Here is a 21748-nt window from a genome sequence, read left to right on the forward strand (position 1 = left end):
AGGCCCCCTTTTTTAGTTTTCTAGTAAACTTGCTGCGGCTTGGTCTAAAAACCACGTTACGCTGCCATCAATTGGTTGGATCAATTGAGTAGGGTACAAGCTCGTATTCTTGTGCTCGTCTTCAATCACATGTTTTACTGCTTTCGCTTTATTCTCGCCAAAAACAAGGAAGGCTATATTCTTTGCCTTATTGATTAATGGTGCGGTAAAAGTAATACGGTAAGTAGATAACTTATCTACATACACAGAATCAATCTCCACATTCTCATTTTTTAAGATGCTGGTTCCTGGGAACAACGATGCCGTATGTGCATCATCACCCATACCCAATAAAATCAGATCGAAGATCAGATCAGCACCGTCAAAGTGCTTTACAATAGCTTTGTTGTATTCTATCGCTGCTTTTTCTGGTGCCAGGGTAGTATCTACATAAAAGATCTGCGCTGCAGGAATATTCAAGGGATCCAATATCGCATTTTTTGCCATCAGGCCATTATAGCTTTCATGCGTAGGCATCACATTGCGCTCATCGCCAAAAAAGAAAAACACTTTGGTCCAGTCTATTTTGTCCTTATAGGTAGTAGCCAACATTTCGTACAAAGCCTTGGGCGAATTGCCACCAGTCAGTACGAAATTAAAGCGACCCTGCTCATCAATTGCCTTATTGGCTATTTTGATGATATAGGCTGCAAGATCTTCTAATAATTCGTTTTGTGTTTTATAGATCAATAAATTCATTAGTCTTTGCTCAAAGGTAAAGTGAACCAGTGAAAACCATCTCTGGCAATCAATGCTTCGGCATCTTCTGGTCCCCATGAACCAGCAGTATAGTTAGGGAAGCTCAACGATTTTTTAGTTTCCCATGCATTGACTACAGGCATCAACAACTCCCATGCAATTTCAACCTGGTCAGCACGCATAAACTGCGTTTGATCACCAGTCATTACATCTAGTAACAACGTTTCGTATGCTTCTGGAGATTCAGTTGTGTAAGTGCCTTTGTAATCAAATACCATATCAACCGGGTTCAATATCATGTCCAGTCCAGGTCTCTTGCCCTGAACCTGCAAACGGATACTCATTTCTGGTTGTATACTGATGATCAACCTGTTTTGCTGCCAATGCTCCGCCGCCCCTCCCGGGAATACGTGATGTGGAACATCCCTAAATTGGATGGTGATCAAAGAAGAAGTTTGCGCTAAGTGTTTTCCGGTACGTACATAAAACGGTACGCCTTTCCAACGCCAGTTATCAACAAAGAATTTGACAGCTGCAAAGGTTTCTGTATTAGAATCTTCGGCAACATCTTTTTCCGAACGGTAACCTACCACCTCATCGCCTTTAATCCAGCCTTTGGTATATTGTCCGCGTACCGTATTGAAACGGATATCTTCGGCAGAGAAAGTACGCATTGCTTTCAATACATCTACTTTTTTATCCCTGATTTCATCCGCATCTAAATTAATTGGAGTTTCCATACCAATGATGCACAGCAATTGTAGCAAATGGTTCTGAATCATGTCGCGTAAAGCACCCGATCCATCATAATAACCACCACGATCACCTACACCCAATTGTTCTGTTACCGAAATCTGGATGTGGTCGATATAATTTCTATTCCAAAGCGGTTCAAGAAATGAATTGGCAAAACGGAAAGCCATAATGTTCTGAACAGTTTCCTTACCAAGGTAGTGGTCAATTCTATAGATCTGTTTTTCCGTAAAGCGACATTTCAATAGCTCATTTAATTCACGGGCAGTGTCCAGATCTTTACCGAATGGTTTTTCGACTACAATACGGCAGTTGTCTTCATTTTCTGCCATCTTAAATTTAGCCAGGCGTTTGGCTATTGATGGGAAAAGATCAGGTGATACAGCCAGGTAAAACACGATTTGTGTGCCTGCACCGAATTCATCTTTAAATTTATCTATGGTAACTTTAAGGTTGTCAAAAGATGCTGAATCTTTAACATCCACCGAGTTATAATGAACATTCTCTGAAAAAGTTCCCCATTTATCCTTATCTACTTTACCCGTACGTGAGAAGCTGTTTACGCCCGCCATCAGTGTCCCTCTGAACTGTTCGTCGTTAAGTGGCTTTCTTGCCGTACCAATAATGGCAAATTTTTCGGGCATATAGCCCTCAGCATAAAGGTTGTAAAGAGCAGGCGCCAATTTGCGCAGATTTAAATCACCGGTACCACCAAAAATTACGATAATGGTTGGGCTAAGGTTGATACTTGTCTTCATTATATGGGGTTTTTACAAATTATTAGAATTCCAGTCGGCATGGAAAATACCGTCTTCATCCGTACGTTCGAAAGTATGGGCGCCAAAGAAATCTCTCTGTGCCTGGGTTAAATTAAGTGGAGACTTATCCGTTCTTAATGAGTCATAATAAGTCAATGCCGAAGCAAAAGCAGGTACAGCCAAGCCATTTTGAATGGCCGAACCGATTACTTTTCTAGTTCCCGGAATGATCTCTTTTAGCAATTCCTGAATGCCTGCATCCGCATAAAGGTGTGCCAGATCAGGTTGTTTTTTATAGGCCTGGTATATGTTTTCTAGCAAGGTCGCTCTGATGATACATCCACCACGCCAGATCTGAGAGATCTCTTGCAGGTTCAGTTCGTACTTAAACTCTGCAGATGCTTGTGTAAGCAGGTGTAAACCTTGGGCATAACAAGTGATCATAGAGAAGTAAAGTGACTGCTCCAGTTGAACTTCAAACTCGGCAACGTTTTCTATTTTCTCGGCAGCATGCGGTAGGGCAGCAGCTAGTGCTACGCGCAATTGTTTAAATTTAGAAAGGTCTCTGCAGCTTACCGACTCATTGATGGTCGGGATAGGCAATTGCAGGTCCATAGAAACCTGAGAAGTCCATTTACCGGTTCCTTTAGATCTGGCTTCATCTTTAATCACATCGATTAAATAACCGCCAGACTTTTCGTCTTTAACTTTAAAAATATCTCTGGTTACTTCCATCAGGAAACATTGTAACCTGCCTTCGTTCCACTTTTTAAAGGTGTTGTAGATTTGCTCGTTATCGTAACCCATACCGTTTTTAAGCAAGTAATAAGTTTCGGCAAGGATCTGCATCATGGCATATTCGATACCATTGTGCACCATTTTTACGAAGTGACCAGAAGCGCCCGGACCGATATAGGCCACACAAGGGTCGCCTTTTACTTTAGCAGATACAGCTTCGAGGATAGGTTTTACTGCGGTATAAGCCGCTTTGTCACCACCAGGCATCATGCTAGGACCGAAACGTGCACCTTCTTCACCACCAGAGATTCCCATTCCGAAAAAGTGAATACCTTCTTTAGCAAGCTGAGTAGCTCTTCTGTCGGTATCGGTAAAGTGTGAGTTTCCACTGTCGATGATCATGTCGCCCTTATCCAATAAAGGAATAAGCTCCTGAATTACACTGTCTACAATTTGCCCTGCAGGAACCAATAACATGACTCTTCTTGGCAATTCTAATGACTGGACAAAATCTGATAAAATAGCAAAACCTTGTAAATTATGGGCTCTACCATCTTCCTTCAATTTTTGCAGCATCTTGACGCTTTTGTCGTAACCTGTTACGGCAAACCCATTATCGGCCATGTTGAGCAATAAATTGCGGCCCATGGTGCCAAGGCCGATCATTCCTAAAGTATATTTGTTGTTCATTGTCTAATTTTTATTAGGGTGGTTGGTAAATACATGATATTTTTCTTCCAGATCCCAAAGTTTCGCACCGCCCTTAATTCCGTCTTTATTGGAAACGAGTTTGATGTTGTGATCGAGCGTTAAAGTAATTTCTTTGGAGTTCCCCCCTCCTATATAAAGGGTATCGTAATTGAATACTGTTTTGTAGATTTCGATAATGCGTTGCAAGCGCTCATTCCATTTCTCCTTACCGATTTTTTGGAAGGCCTTGTCGCCGATATAATCATCGTAGTCTTTGGTTTTGTTAATAGGCAAGTGTGCCAGTTCCAGGTGTGGAAGCAGGTCGCCATCAAATACCAGCGCTGTACCGAAGCCAGTACCGACCGTAAATACAATTTCAAATCCTTTGCCAGATACAATGCCTAAGGCTTGTTGGTCGGCATCGTTGACTAAGCGCACTTGTCGGCCAAAGATATCGCTTACCTGTTGGGCAAGGTCTATATCTATCCATTTGTCTGCAGCCAGGTTTACCGCCGTCTGCACTCTACCACATTTTACATACCCGGGAAAGCCTATAGAGATCTTGTCGAAATCTTTGCTTAAAGTATTGGCCAGCTCCTGGATGCAACTTAATACGTCATGCGGAGTGGCCTTATTTGGTGTAGGTACCTTTTTGAACTCGGAAATAAGATCACCTTTAGCGTTTAAAATGCAGGCCTTAATGCTAGTGCCACCAATATCAATCGATAAAATATTATGGTTGTTCTCTTTTTTCTCTGTAACTGGCATGTTTTGATTTTTGATAAAAAATGGCCTGTTCTTTATTGTTCTTCAAAATAACAAAATAAAGCGCAATAATCTTGTATGCTAAGGATGAAAATTAGCCATTCTCCTCAAGATCTGCATTGCTTCGCTGAAAAAGCGAAGAAAGCTAGGCTCTTTCTGAGAAGGCAAATTTTCTCCTCACAGGGGTGTTAGCATAGTTGGAGTCGGTTTTACTGTAAGGTCGGTCGTCATCCTGAATTTCGTCATGCCGGCGCAGGCCGGTATCAGGATCTCGCAATTGCTATTCTTTTTCTGGGGGTAACTGCTTGTTTTTTTCTATTTTATTTGAGGTTATTTCTGCAACTGATTCGGTGTCTGCAAATAATTTCCTGTCACGGGATAGTGTTGGTGGAACGCCGGTGATACCTATTCCTACCAAAGCCAATACCATAAAAAGAAATAATGTACAGAACCGCATCAGCTTTTTGAGCTGTTTCATGGGCTGTTTTTAAAATGAAATGATTGTTTAGATGCTTATGTGATTAGCATTTAAGGTCGTCATCATCATCATTTTTGGAAACGGTGATTGTTGTTTGATAAGAGAGGATATTTTGTTGGGTGGAGAGGTTTGGTTTATTGTGCGCTGTAAATACCAGGTTAAAAAGTAGGGTGTGGTATGCAGCTAAGTAGTTTGGATCAGTTGCGAGAAAGGAACTTTGATACTTTAGGTGGTTAAGCTGGTTAAGCGCACTTTTATAACTGAGGCTTTTTATTGGTTTACGTTGGGTATTTCCTAATCGGCCGGTTTGTTGGCTATCGGTTTTAACTTGAACGGGAGCAATGGAAAAGCCAGAGAAATTGAAGATACTAAGGAGCAAAATAACTGCGAACAGGTATTTTGAAAAGGGGTTTTGATATTGGATTGCCTTAGTATTCATTTAGATATAAAGGTATGAAAAAAATATTTTTTATTGCTTTTTGCTTAAAACTTGTTAAATTTAGTTTAGTACTAATTATCTAACACTAAGCACGAAAGCATGTAAAAACATAAAAAAAATACCTAAAACAATCATCCTCCTACATCTATGAAAACATCTCGTCTTAAGGGCATACTCATGCTCTTGCTGGTCTTTGCCACATTTAAAGTTGTGGCAGAAGGCAGTAAACAATTAGCAGCTAATGGTGGCAGTCGCGCCCATTGGCGAAGTAGTACGGTGTCAAGTACGCAATTCCCTTTTCCTTCATTAGGCATTATTAAAGTTTACGCCAAAGTTGGTGAAACCATCTATTTGGGCTCCAGTGCCCAGGGTATAGTCGGTTCTACAACGGGGACCATGAGATGGTCTGCGCCAAATGGTGTTCAGGGAAATAGTGGAACGAGCACAACAGTTGGTTTAATTAAAACAAGAGCACAGGAAGTCTTTGGTCCATCATTAACAGTTGGAGACGGCGGCTACACGCCTTATACCCTAGTGGTTGGGCCAGGGCAGGAAGGGGTATGGGAAATTACTTTTATCTCTACCAGTCTGACCGCTGCCGGCGGAAATGCGCCAATTGTTCCCGTTGGGGATGAGCTGGCACAAAATCCAAATGGCTTTTATATTGAGGCTTTTGATGTCTCGGTGAAAAGTACCACGAATGCTATCGTACCTGGACGTGCTTTTATGAATGTGTTTTCTGGTAATACTTCCAATGTAGCCAATACCTATGGCTCATTTAACGGGATATTTAATGTGCTCACCAGGGATGGGTATAAGTATACAGTGAATGCAAATGGAATGCAGGGCGCTGCATTTCAGTTTTTTGTCAATAACAAAGGGTTCAGAGACTTGACTGGGAATGCAATGTATAAAAGTGTGGTCAATGTTGGGACTTCTGCAGCGACTATTCCTGTACAAAATCCTACTGCGGCCGACGATGCAACCAATGTAACCCATAAACTCTTTTTTAATGCGCCTGCATCAGATCTTCCTTCCGCTGCTCCATCGGCATCAGGTTCTGTGTGGCTACTGAATACCATAGTTACGCCAACCTTAAGCAACCTTTCTTTTAAAGGAGTTGAGGGGACAGCAAACCTTTCGGGAACAAATCCACTAGGGGGTAATTTTACCTTTCGAACCACTGTCGCCGGAGCTTATCAGATCGCCTTGGATATCAACAAAAATGGGGTCTTTACAGATGTAATTGATCGCATGTTGACCGGATACGCAACAACGATCAATACCGATATTGTTGTGAATTGGGATGGTTTGGATGGACAAGGTGTTAAAGTTTTGGGGAATACAATTTTCCCGCCGGGAACAGTAAGGGTTGAGCTGTTAAGTGGTGAAGTCCATTTTCCCTTATTGGATGTAGAAAAGAATCCGGGGGGTATTATTGTGACTCGCTTAAACGGAAATTCGCCCGATGATAAACTATATTGGGATGATTCGGATATTCCTGATTCCGGGACACCCTCTAACCCAAAAAGAAACCTGGCGGGTATTAGTAGTCAGACGAATGGGCATAAATGGACTGATAATTTTGGTGACAATAATGGGATGGACAGTTGGGGCTATATACCAAGTACGCCATTACTTAATCCGGTTGCTTTTAGACTTGCTGAAGCCAATCTAGAAGTGGTTTCGATTACAAGTCCAGCCTCTATTTGTCAGGGTGCTGCCGCAAGTTTTGTAGTGACGGTAAGAAACAATGGGCCAGACAATGTAAGCGGGACTAAGTTTCATATCGATTTGCCAGCCGGATTAAGCGGTACAACGGTTGTTCCTGCAGTTAGCTCGGGCACGGCAACGACAGTATCTTCAAATCTACTCGCAGGTTCTTACGATGCGGTTTTGAATATGAACAATGCAGCGGTTATGACATTTACCATTAGTGGTACTGTTCCTGCTGTACCTCCTGCAGGTTTTTTAGCTTTTAAGGCAAGTATACTTCGCCCTGCGGATGTAACCGACCCTGATGCAACTAATCCTGATATTGCGGTCCCTACAGACCCGGATGCAGAGTGTAATTCGGCACCATCAGGTGTAGGTTGCAATAACATAAAAAATATTCAGGTTACGGTAAATCCGGCATTGGTTACAGCACCGGTAAGTACTGTAGTACAACCTACTTGCGCGGTTGCAACCGGAAGTATTACGGTTACTGCGCCTTTGGGGGCTGCTTTAACTTATTCTGTTGATGGGATTACGTTTCAGGCAAGCACATCATTTACTTCGCTTACTCCTGGAGATTATGTGTTGCAGGTTAAAAATGCAGGTGGATGTTTGTCGCCCATTGCCAATGTAACCATTAACAACCAACCTGTAACGCCTGTGGCTGCTGCGGCCACTGCTGTTCAGCCTGGCTGTGCTGTTACTACGGGTAGTATTATGGTGACTGCACCCTTAGGGGCGGGTTTGACGTACTCGATTAATGGAATTAGCTACCAGCCATCGACGACTTTTAGTGGTTTAGCGGCAGGTAATTATCAACTGACCGTGAAAAATGCTGCTGGCTGTGTTTCTGCAGCAACTCCAATCACGATAAATGCGGCACCGATTTTACCTGCTACGGCAAGCGCAACCGCTACCGCGGCAACATGCGCTACTCCGACAGGTACGATTACCGTGACCGGACCACTGGGAGTAGGGGTAAGTTATTCCATCGATGGACTAAGCTATCAGGCTGGGCTTGTGTTTTCAGGAGTTGCTCCCGGTACTTATAATTTAACGGTTAAGAATGCATCTGGATGTGTTTCAGCTCCGCTTAGTATAAAGGTAGACTTTCCAGAACCTGCACCTGTCATTTCTCAGGTTGATGCGAGTTGCGCCTTACCGACCGGTACAATTACGATTACGCCTACAGGAGCTGTTGGTGAGGAGTATGGCTTGGATGGTGTTTATCAGCCAGGGGCGGTTTTTACAGGTGTTGCCCCGGGGACACATTCCATAACGATAAGGAGTGTGGGGGGCTGTGTTTCGGAACCTTACATTGCAAAAATTGCTTTTCCAATTGAGGACCCTGTAGTTGAAGTTATTCAAACAACGTGTGGTACGGGTACAGGAAGTATCAAAATAATCAATCCATTATTTGGGGCTGGATATACCTTTTCTATTAACGGGGGTGGGACTTATCAGGCTGGGAATTTGTTTTCGGGTTTAAGCCCGGCGACTTACCAGATTGTTGTAAAAGAGAATGGTAACAATTGTTTGTCGGGGATAATAACGGTCGTGATCAACCCTCAACCGGCTACACCGACAGCAGCTACATTTAGTGTACTGAATCCAAATTGTACTACTGCTACAGGAAGTATTATAGTTAATGCTCCATTGGGTGTCGGATTATCCTATTCGATTAATGGGATAGATTACCAGTCAAGTCCAACATTTGCGGCTGTGGTTCCAGGTGTTTACAACTTGACGGTTAAGAATAATGCGGGATGTGTTTCTACTAGCGTATCTATTACGATTAATCCTCAGCCGCTGAAACCTGTAATTGCAAGAGCCATAACAGTTCAGCCTACTTGTGCTTTGGCGACTGGAACGATTACCGTTACTGCACCACTAGGTGTCGGCTTAACTTACGCCATTAATGGGGGCGCTGATCAGGTAGGTGTTGGCTTTAATGGTTTAATTGCCGGAACCTATCTGCTGACGGTTAAGAATGCCAGTGGTTGTATTTCTGATCCATTGTCGATTGTGATCAATCCGCAACCTGCCACGCCTGTTATTGCTGTAGCAACAGCCGTTCAACCTACCTGTGCTGTGGCGACGGGAAGTATTACAGTTACTGCTCCATTGGATCCTGATTTTACCTATTCTGTAAATGGTACGACTTATCAGGCTGGTCTTAATTTTACAGGACTGGCTGCGGGAACTTATCAACTGACGGTTAAGAATAGTGCAGGATGTGTTTCTAGTCCGGCAGCCGTAGTGATCAATACGCCACCTGCGGCACCCGCTATTGCAACAGTAACAACCGTTGAACCTACTTGCGCTGTCGCAACAGGAAGTATAACAGTTACCGCGCCATTGGGTATTGGTTTAACCTATTCTGTGAATGGTGCTACCTATCAGTCGGGAGTTAATTTTACAGGATTAGCTGCAGCTACATATCAAGTTACAGTTAAGAATGCTGCTGGTTGTGTTTCTGCTCCATTACAAGTCGTAATCATTCCTCAGCCTGCCACACCTACTGTGGCTAGTGTAACGATTGTTCAGCCAACTTGTGCAGTAGCTACAGGGAGTTTTACGGTAACTGCGCCTTTAGGTGTTGGTTTAACTTATGCTATTGATGGAAGTAATTATCAGTCTGAAGTTGATTTTTCAGCACTTCCTGCCGGAACTTACCCGCTGACGGTAATGAATGGAGCAGGTTGCGTTTCTACTGCGTTATCGGTAGTGATCAATCCTCAACCTGCTACACCCCCAATTGCTACAGCAACAACAGTTCAGCCTACTTGTGGAGTGGCTACTGGAAGCATCACGGTTACTGCGCCATTGGGACTCGGTCTAACTTATTCTATTGATGGAACTAATTATCAAGCTGGTGTTAATTTTAACAACTTAGCCGCAGGAACAACTTATCCGCTGACGGTTAAGAATGCTGCTGGCTGTGTTTCTACAGCATTATCAGTAGTGATTATTCCACAGCCTGCTACACCTGGTGTACCGATTGTTCAAAATATAGCTTACTGCCAGGGCGATCCTGCTATTGCTTTGGTAGCAACCGGGCAACAGATTAAATGGTATACAGGACAAACTGGGGGGATTCCCTTGCCTGCAGCACCCATTCCAGCAACAACAGTGGCTGGAGTAACAACCTGGTGGGCCAGTCAAACCAATGCAAGCGGTTGTGAGAGTGCACGGATAGGACTTACAGTAACGATTAACGCTAAACCAGTGCTCAACATCACAAGCAGCGTTGCTGATCTGACCAATGAAGATGCTGCCAGAGTATTAACTGCAACTCCCGCTGGAGGTACATTTACTGGTACGGGCGTGGTGTTGAATGGCGGAACAGCATCATTTAATCCGATAACAGCGGGTATTGGCACGCATACGCTTACCTATAGCTATACCGGACCTGGTAATTGTACTGCTACGCTGTCGTTTACCATCAAAGTAGTTGAAGCGCCAAAAGTAGATCTTGGCGTTACCATTGCAGCTGAATCCAGGCCTATTGGGGCGGGCGAGGTTTTCAATTACACCATCGCTGCATCAAATAAAAGCGTACAAAATGCTACAGAAGCCTTGGTGTCGGTAAAACTTCCGGCAGGATTAAATTTTGTTAGCTTTCAAACTGCGGTTGGAACGGCAAATTATAACCAAAGTACAGGCACCCTTTCCTGGAATATTGGTGCATTGGCAGCCGGGAAAACGGAAACCCTAATATTGAGTGTTAAAGCTGTTGGACCTGGGAAATATGCGGTTGTTGCCGAAATATCCTCAAAAGAACAGGATGTTGTTCCTGGTAATAATATATCGAATACCGAGCAGGAGATTACAGGGCTTTTCATCCCTGATGTAATTACGGCAAATGGCGATGGTAAAAATGACCAGTTTAAAATCAGAGGTATTGAAATGTATGCAGCCAATGAGTTGAATATTTTGAACCGATGGGGCAATAGCGTGTATCGAAGTACGGGGTATAAGAACGACTGGACAGGAGAAGGCTTAAACGATGGGACTTATTTTTACTCCTTAAGGGTTCAAACCACATCGGGCCAATGGCAAATATTTAAAGGTTATATCACCCTACTTCGCAACAGATAACAGATGTATTACATAAAAAGAATCGCCGTGAAAAAATTAATGATCACTATCGGAATATGCACTGCATCCTTGTTGTCTGTGGCACAGCAGGACGCGCAGTTTAGTCAATATATGTTTAATGGAATTTATATTAACCCAGCTTATGCCGGTTATAAAGAGCAGCTTAATCTGCATAGTTTTTACAGAAACCAATGGACAGGTGTAAGAGGAGCGCCTAAAACCTTCAGCTTTGCTGTAGATGCGATTGCCAATGATGGCAATGTTGGTTTGGCTTTGCAGGTAGCCAGTGATGTAGTTGGTGCTCAAAATACGCTTTCGGCCTATGCCAATTATGCCTATCGCCTACGTATTGGGCAGTCCGAATCTTCGCGCTTAGCCTTTGGAGTAGCTGCTGGAATTATCCAGCATGGTATTGACGGTGCTAAGTTAAACCCTTACGATGGCAATGATCCCGGAATTCCTGTTGGTACAGAAAGTGTTTTAACACCTGATGCGCGTGCTGGTGTATATTACTCGGATGACCGGTTTTATGCAGGTTTTTCTGTGGACAACCTGATTGCACAATACGCTTCAAGCGATGATTTTAGAGAAAAGGGAATACGGAGGCCAAAAATGCATTATTACCTGACTGCGGGTATGCTGTTTCCTTTGTCGGAAGATATACTTTTAAAACCCTCTTTTTTGTTAAAGGATGATAGGGGCGGCCCGACAAGCCTGGACATTAATTCCTTTGTGCTTTTGGGGAACCGCATCTGGATTGGCGCATCTTACCGTACTGGTGTGAGTTTGTATAGTAAGGATTATTTGCAAGCGAATTTACCGAAGGAAAATGCATTGGTAGGATTGGTTGAATTGTTTGCTACCGACCGATTAAGGATTGGTTATGCTTATGACCATAACCTGAATAAAGCCGGCAACTTTAACAATGGATCCCACGAGATCTCAATAGGCTTTTTCTTTAAGCGTAAAAGTTCCAGAATGTTAAGTCCAAGATATTTTTAGCCTAAGCAAGTCAACATGAAATCAAGCATATTAAAACATAAAAAATCATTGACATGGATGTTAGTGATTCTGCTGAGCATATTCAGCTTCGATGCCCATTCACAATATGTGATTAAAGCAGCCGATCAACAGTATGAACTTTACAACTACAGTGAGGCCGTAAAACTTTATTTAAAGGCCTGGAAGAAGAAGGAAAAGCCTTATACTGCGGAGCGAATTGGGGAAAGTTACCGGAGAATGAATGATTACCAGTCTGCGGAACAATGGTATGGCCGCTTGTCAGGCATGGCTGGGAGTAATCCGGATAGCCGGCTGTGGCAGGCTGAAGCTTTAAAAAGTCTGGGCATGTATACGGCGGCTAAAACAGCGTATCAGCAATATACAGGGGGAACAGCAACGCCGGCTCAAATACAAACCTGGATAAGCGCCTGTGATTCGGCTATGGCTTGGATCGCTGCCCCGAAGCCCTTTAAAATTGAAAACGAAGCAAAGTTGAATAGTGGAGGCTCAGACTGGGGCGCTGTTAAATATGCGGATGGTGTTGTTTTTACATCCGACCGTTCCTCTGCTTTAATTGCTGAGGCTGCAAAAGGCAGACCTTTCTTAAAGTTTGATGGGACTAGGCTGCCAGATAAACAGATTTACCGGTGGACTGGGAGTCCTTATGAACATTTGTATTACAGCAAAGGCGATCAAATTAGTCTTTTCCCTTTGGCTGTCGGAAATGACTATCATACGGCTGCGGTTTCTTTTACTGCGGATGGGAAGGAAGCTTATTTTACCATGACCAATGTAAAGGACAAAAAGAAGCTTGACAAGACTTTGAACACCATTTATATTGGCTTGTACAGCAGTAGGTATGAGGATGGGAAATGGACAGCGCCTAAGGCTTTTCGCTATACGGATATGACGAAATGGTCTGTTGGTGATCCATGTATTGCTGCTGATGGCCAAACCTTATACTTTGTGTCGGACATGCCAGGTGGACAGGGGGGGACGGACATTTATAAATCAAGCAGGAAGACTGATGGTACCTGGTCTGATGCTGTTAATCTTGGCCCTGCGGTGAATACGACTGGGAATGAACGTTCTCCCGCGGTTTACAATGATCTGCTTTATTTTTCTTCTGATGGACTTATAGGAATGGGGGGATTGGATATCTTTAAGATCGCATTAAGTAATGTCCAAAATGGAAAGGCGGTTAATGTGGGCTATCCAATGAATTCGGCTCAGGATGATTTTGCAACTAGTTTGACTGGAGCATCATCGGGTTTTATTTCATCTAACCGTATGAATGGAGCTGGCAGTGATGACATTTATGCTTTTACGCTTTTACCGGAAAAACCTGCTGAGGTGGTTTTGGTAACGCCAATTGCTCCTGTGCTGGCAGTTGTGGCTGTAAAGAAAAGGGATTCTATTTATGTGGAGAACATTTACTATAATTTTGATAAGGCGAATATTCGTCGGGATGCCTCTGTGGTATTGAACAAGGTGTACGACTTGATGCTGCAGAATCCGAGTTCGAATTTGGTGCTTTCATCGCATACCGATAGTAAGGGAACAACCGCTTATAACTTACGCTTGTCTAGACAACGTGCTGCAGCTGCGGTTAAATATTTAACCGAAAAGGGAATCGAGCGATCGCGTATGGAAGCAGATGGTTTTGGTGAAAGCAGACCGGTTGCTCCAAATAGCTTAAACGGCAAGGATAATCCGGAAGGGCGGCAATTAAACAGGCGAACGGAAATTAAGTTGTTTCTTTAGTCGTTCGTCATTCTGAATTTATTTCAGAATCTCTCAAGAGAAAGGTAGCTTAGCATTGCGAGATGCTGAAATAAACGGCGAAGCATTCTTGAAGACAATAATCAATGAATACTACTGAAAAATTCAGAATGACGACCGTTTTAGTCTGTATTATGACGAACGCTTTAGTAGACCGTTCAAAAACTGACGTAATGGCGACCGTACAAAAAAGAGTGTATAATCAATGAAGAAGAACATTTTTGCAATTATTGGAAGTGCGAGTAAGCAATCCTCAAACTTGAGGTTGGTAGAGAAAATTGCAGCATTGGCTGATGATGATTTTAATTTCATCATTTTCGATCGTTTAGCTGAGCTGCCTCATTTCAATCCAGAATTGTCTCTTGAAAATACGCCACAGGAAGTTTTAAATTTCAGGGAAGCTGTTTTAAAGGCTGATGGGATATTGATCTGTACACCGGAGTATATCTTTAGTATCCCGAGTGGGTTAAAAAATGCCATTGAATGGTGTGTGGCTACCACTGTTTTCTCGGGTAAGCCGCTCGGTATAATCACTGCTTCTGCCAGCGGCGTAAAGGGGCATGAGGAGCTTCAGCTGATCATGAGCACACTGGAAACAACCTACAATGAACGTACCCTGTTGCTGATCCAGGGGATTAAAGGCAAGTTTGATGCAGCTGGAAATATAACAGACCAGAAAACAGAACAGCAGCTGGACGCTTTTGTAAAAGCGTTTCAGGATTTGGTAACGATATTGCCTTAAGCAAGCAATACCGATTGATCTTCTGGTACGGTACCTCTAATAAGGTGATCGACACTGTTTAAGGTAATCGATGCGATTTGCGAGAGGGCTTCTTCAGTGAAAAAAGCCTGATGACCTGTTACCAACACATTTGAGAAACTCATTAAACGTTGGATTTCGTCATTCTCGATGATGGATCCGGAAAGGTCTTTGAAGAACAGTTTTTCTTCCTGCTCGTACACATCAATTCCCAAATAAGCGATATGTCCGGATTTTAAAGCTTGGATCACATCGTGTGTCTTGATTAATCCGCCGCGACTGGTGTTGATCAGTGTTACCCCTTTTTTCATATTGGCAATGGTGCTTTCATTGATCAGGTAATGGTTTTCGATAGTAAGCGGGCAATGGAGAGAAAGGATATCCGAATGTGCCAATACCTCGTCAAAAGGTAAATATTGAACGCCTATTGCTGTTAAGCTATCATCCTCAAAAATATCATAGGCTAGTATTTTGCAGCCAAAGCCAAGCATGATTTTGATAAAAGCCTTACCTATTTTTCCTGTTCCTATGATCCCTACCGTACGACCATGAAGGTTAAAGCCTAAAAGCCCATTTAAGGAGAAATTCTGCTCACGTACACGGTTGTAAGCTTTGTGGGTTTTTCTGTTTAAGGTAAGCAACATGGCTACCGCATGTTCTGCAACCGCTTCGGGAGAGTACGCTGGGACCCTGCAAATCCTGATGCCATGTTTTTTTGCGGTTTCAAGCTGCACATTGTTGAAGCCTGCACAGCGCAAGGCGATCACTTTAACACCTTTGGCGGCCATGATGTCGATAACCTCTTCGGTAAGCTTATCATTTACAAATACGCATACGACTTCGGTACCTTCAGTAATTGCATTTACGATATGTGGCCCAAGGTGTGTTTCCCAGAACTCCAATTCGAAGCCATATGTTTCATTATACTTGTTGAAAAAGGTCTTGTCGTATGGCTTCGTAGAGAAAAATGCTATTTTCATAAATGAGTAGTTATTTTAGGCGCTTTGATGCCGGACTAAGCTTTGGCACTGGCCTAAAATACTAACTTTTTTGCTAACTCTATTTCTGTTTTTGAAATGGTATGCAGTCTGCCCGGATATATTTTTACCGTCACATTTGCATTCATCTTTTTCATAATGCCTTCGCTCACCTCAACTCTTGAAACCGGTACATGGGGATCTGGGTCGCCCGTGGTGATCAGTACCGGCGTTTTTTTAAAGTCGCCTTTGTAATTTTGCATGTTCAGCTCTTTGCCGATCAATCCGCCAGTAAAAGCTACTGCGCCTCCATATTTACCCGCATTTCTAGTGATGTATTCCAAAACTAAACAAGCCCCTTGGGAGAAACCGACAAAATAGATCTTCTCCTGCGGGATACCTGCGTTTTTAAGCTCAGCTACCAGAATTTTTAGGAGGGCTAACGCGGAATCTAATGCCGGTTGGTTTTCCATAACAGGTGCGAGAAAGCTATACGGGTACCAACTATGGTGGGTAGCCTGAGGAGCGAAGAGCGCCGCATCATCTATTTGTAGGTGATCATTAAGGGAGAGGATGTCTGCTGCAGACGCTCCTCTTCCATGAATAAAGATAACGGCCTTTTTGGCGTCCGCTATTGGGACGCCGGCAGTCATGATATCTTTTTGATGTGTGTACATGTTAAGTTAATTTTGGTAAAATATCTTCTATTTCTTCCCTGATACTTTCGTATTGGGCAGGTAATTTTAAGTTCTGACCTAGTTCTTCTAATGGTTCATCAATGGTGAAGCCTGGATTATCCGTCGCCAATTCGAAAAGCACGCCTCCTGGTTCGCGGAAATACAAAGAATAGAAGTAATTACGATCTATCTTTTCCGTGATGTTTAATCCCATTTCCACTATTTTATCCCTGAAGTACATCAATGTAGCTTCATCTTTTACCCTGAAGGCCACATGGTGTACAGATCCGCCGGCAACATGACCGATAGCTTCACCCGGAGCTTCAACCAGGTCGACAATATTCGCCTGCTCAACAGTATCAGTCACAAACCTTGAACGGTTAACTTCTGTTTCAGCTAATTTATAACCAAAGATATGCGTTAAGACGGCAGCCGTAGCCTCCATTTTATTGGTGGTAATGGTAATGTGGTGAAAACCATGAACCGCATTTTCTTTGCTCACTTCTTTCGTTTCCCATTGTGGGCGGCTATCTTTTACCTTAGCTTCCGTCAACTCAAATTTCAATCCATCGGGATCCAAAAAAGTAAGGTAACGCTCGCCAAACTTCACAGCAGGTTTGTTGTAAATGACGTTGTGTAGCTCAAAGCGGTTTTGCCAAAAGTCTAAACTTCCAGCAGGAACGCTATAGCCGATTTCGGTCACCTGCTTTGTGCCTCTTCTGCCAGCTTGTATGCCTTCCCATGGGAAGAATGTTAAAATGCTTCCTGGTGTTCCTTTTTCATCTCCATAATAGAAGTGGTAGGTATGGGGATCATCAAAGTTTACAGTCTTTTTTATCAACCTTAATCCTAGTATTTTTGTGTAAAAATCATAGTTCTTTTTTGCATTGCCAGCTATTGCAGTAATGTGATGTATTCCTAAAATTTCGTTCTTCATTTTGCTTTATTTAAATTACAACACAAAATTACCTTTTCAATGTTTTACAAATCTTACCATAGATTAAGAAATGACTAAACTTCTCCTCTCTGCCATTTTATTGTTTGCAGGTTGCTATGCTGTCAAAGCACAGGACTCCGTTAGTGTAAGCATATATCCCAAATACGATAGAGTAAGTAAATTTCACCGCTTTTTGTTTGGAGAAAATTACAGAAAAGAATATGCGCTGCCGGTAAAGGTGCCAATTATTCGAATTTCAGTGATTAAAGGCGGTCTTACGCCAACACAACGGGGTGGCGGCAACCAGTCGCATTCCTTAAGATTGGTGGATAAACAGGGAAAAGAATGGGTGTTAAGAAGTGTAGAGAAGTTTCCGGAGATACTTTTACCACCGATATTGCGAAAAACATTTGCCGGTGTAGTGGTGAAAGACAATATGTCGGCCCAGAACCCTTTCTCGGCCTTGGTGGTGCCTGATATTGCGAAAGCTGTAAATGTACCACACAGTGATCCCATGATTGGTTGGGTAGTACCCGATGAAAAATTAGGAGAATATACTAAAGTATTTGCCAATACCTTGTGTTTGCTCGAAGAAAGAGAGCCTGCCGGAGATACCGATAACTCCTTAAAAATGATGCGCAAGCTAAATGACAACAATGACAATGGTTACGATGCCCCTTTGTTGTTAAGGGCAAAAGCTTTGGATGCTTTGTTGGGGGACTGGGACAGGCATGAGGATCAGTGGCGCTGGAAACCGGTAAAACGTGCGGATGGAACGACGGAATATCAGGCGATTCCCCGTGATCGGGACCAGGTTTTTTACTTGACAGAGGGCATCATCCCAAGATATGCACAGGCTTCCTGGCTCTTGCCGATGATTCAGGGCTATGAAAGAAACCTGCACAACATCAATTGGTTTTTTTGGGAGGGTAGGGAGATCTATAGCAAGTGGTTTGCCCAGTTAACCGAGGAAGAATGGACAAAGATTGTAAATGACTTTTGTAACGCGGTAACCGATGAGGTGATGGAAAAGGCCTTAAAGAAATTGCCGGAACCTGGATATTCATTAAGGCATGATCAGCTGCTGGCGCAGATGAAAGAACGAAGGGCAAGATTGCCGAAAATGATGAATGAATATTATCATTTTATAAACCGCATTGTGGATGTACAGGCGACCAATAAAAATGAATTGGTTAAGATTACAGATGCACCTGGTAAGGCGCTTACTGTTACTATTCATAAAATTGCAAAGGATGGTGGGGTTAAGGATATTATTTTTAACCGGACATTTGATCCGGCGGTGACCAAAGAAATCAGGCTGTATGTGAAGGATGGTAATGACAGCTTAATCTTGAATAACAACAGCTCAACGATAAAATTGAGGATCATCGGAGCAGAGGGGCAAAAGGTATATCAGATAGAAAACGCCTATAGAAAAGTTCAGGTTTATGGTAAGGCTGACAATGTTACGTTTAGCGGAAATACAGGCAGGGCGTATAAAAAACTAGATAATGATACCTCGAATACCCATTTTGTCCCAACAGATTTGTATACCCGAACTACCTTGCTTTTAAATGCTGGTTACAACATCGACGATCGGGTATTGTTGGGTCTTTCTTATAAAATTGTGCAGCCAGGCTTCCGTAAGCTGCCCTATGGAAGTACACATTCCTTTTCTTTTTTACATTCTTTCGCGACTTCGGGCTTTAGGTTTAATTACAAGGCTGAGTTGTTTAAAGTCTTAGGTAAGGCCGATATTGTTTTGCAGGCTGATGTTTTAGCTCCAGAAAATTCCCAGAACTTTTATGGCTTGGGCAATGAAAGTACTTTTAACAACACAGGAGATTTTGTGCGCTATTACCGGGCAAGGTTTAGCATATACCAGCTGGATCCGGCATTGAGGTGGTCATGGTCTAATTCTTCATTAAGTGTTGGTCCTTCTTTTCAATATTATAGTTACGACAAGAAAGACAATGAAGGAAGGTTTATTACCCAGGTTCAGGAATTGAACTCGCCAGATAGTGCAACAATAACAAAAGATAAACTTTATGCTGGCTTGGTTGTTAATTACGTTAACAATACCCGAAATAGCGATATTTTACCTTCTGCCGGCACTTATTTAGAAGCACGTATGGCTGCATATAAAGGTTTAAATAACTTTTCTAACTCTATTGGTCAACTTACAGCGGCTTTTTCCATTTACAAAGACCTAAGCAAAGGGCGAAAAGTAGTACTTACTGATCGCATTGGTGCTGGTCTTACCATTGGTCAGCAGGCTTTTTACCAATCTCAGTTTATAGGTGGACAAGGCAATTTGTTGGGATATAGGGAATTTAGGTTTGGTGGACAGCATAGCCTTTATAATAATTTGGAGCTGCGGGTTAAGGTTGCTGATTTTATAAACTATATACTGCCGGGGCAATTTGGATTGATGGCTTTTCATGATGTGGGTAGGGTTTGGTTAAAAGGCGAAAAGTCGGATGTATGGCATCAGGGCTATGGTGGAGGCCTTTATTTTGCGCCAGCATCATTAGGCGTGTTTCGTTTTGTGATGGGCCATTCTAACGAAGGTTGGTACCCGTATGTGTCCCTGAGGTTCAGATATTAAATTATGACTTATAATTAATAATTGCCATTTTTAGAATGAAAGAAAAGCTGTAATTTAGCGCCTCATTTTATCAGATAGCAGGATTCGTTAATCATGAAAAAAAACTTTATATCCAATTCGCGGGAGTCGATAAGGATGTTTAAGAACCCTTTGTTCGAAGCATTGTCTAAAGTACCTTATTATGTACCTCTAATAGTTTTTATACCTATTATTGGATATTTCCTTTGGTCGGCAATTGCTACCACTGGGGTATTGGCGCTTTTGCTGAATTTTTTTCTGGGCTTAATTGTTTGGACGCTTGTTGAGTATATCATGCACCGCTTTGTTTTCCATTTTTACCCTTCGTCTAAATGGGGCAAGCGCATTCATTTTATATTTCATGGTGTACACCACGATTACCCAAATGATGCACAAAGATTAGTACTGCCACCTTCGGCAAGTATCCCTTTGGCAACTGCATTTTATTTCCTTTTCAGGTGGTTATTGCCGATTGATATGTTAGACGGTCTCTTTGCCGGTTTCCTATTTGGCTACCTTTTTTATGACATTACCCATTATATGTTGCACCACGCTAACTTTAAAAATGGGGTATGGAAAAAAATTAAGCATCACCATATGCTACATCATTATGATGACTCTACAAGAGGGTATGGGGTGACGTCTGCTTTATGGGATAAAATTTTCGGTTCAGATTTTCTGAAAAAATAAATTGCTTTAATTAGGGGAATATTTTACTTTTAGCAGCAACACACAACCTCTAATTATTACACAAGAAATGAAAAGAACCTTAATTTTTTCAAGCTGCCTTGCTATCGGCTTGTTAAGCAGTGAATTAGCGAAGAGTCAAGCGCCGAAAGACGTAGAAGCAGGTAAATTATTGATTTCAAAATCAGATTGCTTTGCTTGTCATAAACCAGAAGGCAAGTTGGTAGGACCATCTTATGCAGATATTGCTAAAAAATATACGCCTACAGAAGCTAATGTTACCAAATTATCGGCAAAAGTACTTAAAGGTGGTAGCGGCGTTTGGGGTGCAATCCCTATGGCTGGCCATCCTAATGTGAGTCAGGCTGATGCAAAAAAGATGGTAAAATATATTTTGTCTTTAGCACCTGCAAAGAAATAAGGCTATCGTCATAACGAAAACGACAGCACAAAAAGGGCGTTTGATAAATCGGTCGTCATAAAAAGGATGACGACCGATTTAAACAAAATGACGAATCCCTAGACCCCTTGAATTTTGAATTATGGGATTATACAGCAATCTTACAGATCAAGAGCTGTCGGGCTTGTTAAAGTCGGGCAACCCAACTGTATTTGCTGAGATTTATAACAGGTACAAGGCAGTGCTGTACTTGCATGCCTATCGAATGATTCAGAATAGGGAAGAAGCAAAGGATGTTGTTCAGGAACTTTTTGCTGCCATCTGGGCAAATCATGAAAAGTTGATCATTAAAACCACCTTATCTGCCTACCTCTATGGCGCGATCAGAAATCGCATTCTCGATGTGATTGCCCATCAAAAGATTGTTTTAAAATACACAGATACCTTGCAAAGCTTTTTAGAAGCTGGAGAATCTGTTACAGATGATCAAATCAGGGAAAAGGAGTTGACGGCGATCATTGAAACGGAAATCAGTTTGATGCCCCCGAAAATGCGGGAAGTGTTTGAGCTGAGCCGGCAGCAGGACCTATCTCATAAACAAATTGCTGCTCAATTGAATATTTCCGATAAGACCGTGAAAAAGCAGGTGAGTAAAGCAATTAAGCTCCTTCGCCTGAAAATAAATTTATTGTTAACTTTTTTTTAAGTTACAGTACTACCAGTA

Annotated in this window: 17 protein-coding genes; 8 read left to right on the forward strand and 9 right to left on the reverse strand. The window is 42.4% G+C overall.

Annotation, left to right across the window (positions count from 1 at the left end; genetic code table 11):
• Positions 1–12 precede the first annotated feature (12 nt).
• The 6 genes from pgl to EZ444_RS22295 form a co-directional block, all read right to left on the reverse strand.
• Positions 13–738, reverse strand: a complete 726-nt coding sequence (gene pgl, locus EZ444_RS22270; RefSeq protein ID WP_131611499.1) for a 6-phosphogluconolactonase — start codon at positions 736–738, stop codon at positions 13–15.
• Entirely contained in the window at positions 738–2249 is a 1512-nt protein-coding gene (gene zwf / locus EZ444_RS22275; RefSeq protein WP_131611501.1) for a glucose-6-phosphate dehydrogenase, read from the reverse strand. Before zwf ends, pgl begins: the two co-directional genes overlap by 1 nt.
• 12 nt (positions 2250–2261) lie before the next feature.
• A complete protein-coding gene (gene gndA, locus EZ444_RS22280; protein ID WP_131611503.1) occupies positions 2262–3677 on the reverse strand; it encodes an NADP-dependent phosphogluconate dehydrogenase in 1416 nt (471 codons plus the stop codon).
• A gap of 3 nt (positions 3678–3680) precedes the next feature.
• Positions 3681–4445, reverse strand: coding sequence for an ROK family protein (locus EZ444_RS22285; RefSeq protein ID WP_131611505.1), 765 nt, complete (start codon positions 4443–4445; stop codon positions 3681–3683).
• A 277-nt stretch (positions 4446–4722) separates the two neighbouring features.
• The gene (locus EZ444_RS22290) at positions 4723–4920 is read right to left on the reverse strand and encodes a hypothetical protein (protein ID WP_131611507.1); all 198 of its coding nucleotides are present in this window, start codon (positions 4918–4920) and stop codon (positions 4723–4725) included.
• Between the two features lie 43 nt (positions 4921–4963).
• Entirely contained in the window at positions 4964–5359 is a 396-nt protein-coding gene (locus EZ444_RS22295) for a hypothetical protein (RefSeq protein ID WP_131611509.1), read from the reverse strand.
• A gap of 147 nt (positions 5360–5506) precedes the next feature.
• On the opposite strand from EZ444_RS22295, the gene EZ444_RS22300 reads away from it, so the two are divergent.
• The 4 genes from EZ444_RS22300 (at position 5507) to EZ444_RS22315 (ending at position 14702) form a co-directional block, all read left to right on the forward strand.
• Positions 5507–11176, forward strand: coding sequence for a T9SS type B sorting domain-containing protein (locus EZ444_RS22300; RefSeq protein WP_131611511.1), 5670 nt, complete (start codon positions 5507–5509; stop codon positions 11174–11176).
• Between the two features lie 27 nt (positions 11177–11203).
• Positions 11204–12178: a PorP/SprF family type IX secretion system membrane protein gene (locus EZ444_RS22305; RefSeq protein WP_131611513.1), complete on the forward strand. Its 975-nt coding sequence runs from the start codon at positions 11204–11206 to the stop codon at positions 12176–12178.
• Positions 12179–12193: 15 nt separating this feature from the next.
• A complete protein-coding gene (locus tag EZ444_RS22310; protein ID WP_131611515.1) occupies positions 12194–13942 on the forward strand; it encodes an OmpA family protein in 1749 nt (582 codons plus the stop codon).
• 223 nt (positions 13943–14165) lie between these two features.
• Positions 14166–14702 carry an NADPH-dependent FMN reductase gene (locus EZ444_RS22315; protein WP_131611517.1) on the forward strand — a complete coding sequence of 179 codons (537 nt, stop codon included), beginning with the start codon at positions 14166–14168 and terminating at the stop codon, positions 14700–14702.
• Here EZ444_RS22315 and EZ444_RS22320 read toward each other — a convergent pair.
• From EZ444_RS22320 to EZ444_RS22330, 3 genes are read right to left on the reverse strand one after another with little or no spacing between them, the layout of a single operon-like run.
• Positions 14699–15700 (reverse strand): 2-hydroxyacid dehydrogenase, encoded by a 1002-nt coding sequence (locus EZ444_RS22320; RefSeq protein WP_131611519.1) that lies wholly within the window; start codon positions 15698–15700, stop codon positions 14699–14701. The genes EZ444_RS22315 and EZ444_RS22320 overlap by 4 nt on opposite strands.
• A 53-nt stretch (positions 15701–15753) precedes the next feature.
• Positions 15754–16374, reverse strand: a complete 621-nt coding sequence (locus tag EZ444_RS22325) for an alpha/beta hydrolase (protein WP_131611521.1) — start codon at positions 16372–16374, stop codon at positions 15754–15756.
• 1 nt (position 16375) lies between these two features.
• A complete protein-coding gene (locus tag EZ444_RS22330) occupies positions 16376–17311 on the reverse strand; it encodes a ring-cleaving dioxygenase (protein WP_131611523.1) in 936 nt (311 codons plus the stop codon).
• A 70-nt stretch (positions 17312–17381) separates the two neighbouring features.
• Between EZ444_RS22330 and EZ444_RS22335 the strand changes: the two genes are divergently transcribed.
• From EZ444_RS22335 to EZ444_RS22350, 4 genes are all read left to right on the forward strand, one after another.
• A complete protein-coding gene (locus EZ444_RS22335; protein ID WP_131611525.1) occupies positions 17382–19919 on the forward strand; it encodes a BamA/TamA family outer membrane protein in 2538 nt (845 codons plus the stop codon).
• Positions 19920–20012: 93 nt separating this feature from the next.
• Positions 20013–20627 carry a sterol desaturase family protein gene (locus EZ444_RS22340; RefSeq protein ID WP_131611527.1) on the forward strand — a complete coding sequence of 205 codons (615 nt, stop codon included), beginning with the start codon at positions 20013–20015 and terminating at the stop codon, positions 20625–20627.
• 67 nt (positions 20628–20694) lie between these two features.
• Entirely contained in the window at positions 20695–21045 is a 351-nt protein-coding gene (locus EZ444_RS22345) for a c-type cytochrome (RefSeq protein WP_131611529.1), read from the forward strand.
• Positions 21046–21166: 121 nt separating this feature from the next.
• Positions 21167–21730, forward strand: a complete 564-nt coding sequence (locus EZ444_RS22350) for an RNA polymerase sigma-70 factor (RefSeq protein WP_131611531.1) — start codon at positions 21167–21169, stop codon at positions 21728–21730.
• Positions 21731–21748: the final 18 nt, after the last annotated feature.

This window comes from Pedobacter hiemivivus, from assembly GCF_004331685.1.
GTDB lineage: Bacteria > Bacteroidota > Bacteroidia > Sphingobacteriales > Sphingobacteriaceae > Pedobacter > Pedobacter hiemivivus.

Bases quoted from the DNA above. Each gene is read 5' to 3' on its own strand.
- pgl (WP_131611499.1), bottom strand. From the start codon at position 738: ATGAATTTATTGATCTATAAAACACAAAACGAATTATTAGAAGATCTT.
- zwf (WP_131611501.1), bottom strand. From the start codon at position 2,249: ATGAAGACAAGTATCAACCTTAGCCCAACCATTATCGTAATTTTTGGT.
- gndA (WP_131611503.1), bottom strand. From the start codon at position 3,677: ATGAACAACAAATATACTTTAGGAATGATCGGCCTTGGCACCATGGGC.
- EZ444_RS22285 (WP_131611505.1), bottom strand. From the start codon at position 4,445: ATGCCAGTTACAGAGAAAAAAGAGAACAACCATAATATTTTATCGATT.
- EZ444_RS22290 (WP_131611507.1), bottom strand. From the start codon at position 4,920: ATGAAACAGCTCAAAAAGCTGATGCGGTTCTGTACATTATTTCTTTTT.
- EZ444_RS22295 (WP_131611509.1), bottom strand. From the start codon at position 5,359: ATGAATACTAAGGCAATCCAATATCAAAACCCCTTTTCAAAATACCTG.
- EZ444_RS22300 (WP_131611511.1), top strand. From the start codon at position 5,507: ATGAAAACATCTCGTCTTAAGGGCATACTCATGCTCTTGCTGGTCTTT.
- EZ444_RS22310 (WP_131611515.1), top strand. From the start codon at position 12,194: ATGAAATCAAGCATATTAAAACATAAAAAATCATTGACATGGATGTTA.
- EZ444_RS22315 (WP_131611517.1), top strand. From the start codon at position 14,166: ATGAAGAAGAACATTTTTGCAATTATTGGAAGTGCGAGTAAGCAATCC.
- EZ444_RS22320 (WP_131611519.1), bottom strand. From the start codon at position 15,700: ATGAAAATAGCATTTTTCTCTACGAAGCCATACGACAAGACCTTTTTC.
- EZ444_RS22325 (WP_131611521.1), bottom strand. From the start codon at position 16,374: ATGTACACACATCAAAAAGATATCATGACTGCCGGCGTCCCAATAGCG.
- EZ444_RS22330 (WP_131611523.1), bottom strand. From the start codon at position 17,311: ATGAAGAACGAAATTTTAGGAATACATCACATTACTGCAATAGCTGGC.
- EZ444_RS22335 (WP_131611525.1), top strand. From the start codon at position 17,382: ATGACTAAACTTCTCCTCTCTGCCATTTTATTGTTTGCAGGTTGCTAT.
- EZ444_RS22340 (WP_131611527.1), top strand. From the start codon at position 20,013: ATGAAAAAAAACTTTATATCCAATTCGCGGGAGTCGATAAGGATGTTT.
- EZ444_RS22345 (WP_131611529.1), top strand. From the start codon at position 20,695: ATGAAAAGAACCTTAATTTTTTCAAGCTGCCTTGCTATCGGCTTGTTA.
- EZ444_RS22350 (WP_131611531.1), top strand. From the start codon at position 21,167: ATGGGATTATACAGCAATCTTACAGATCAAGAGCTGTCGGGCTTGTTA.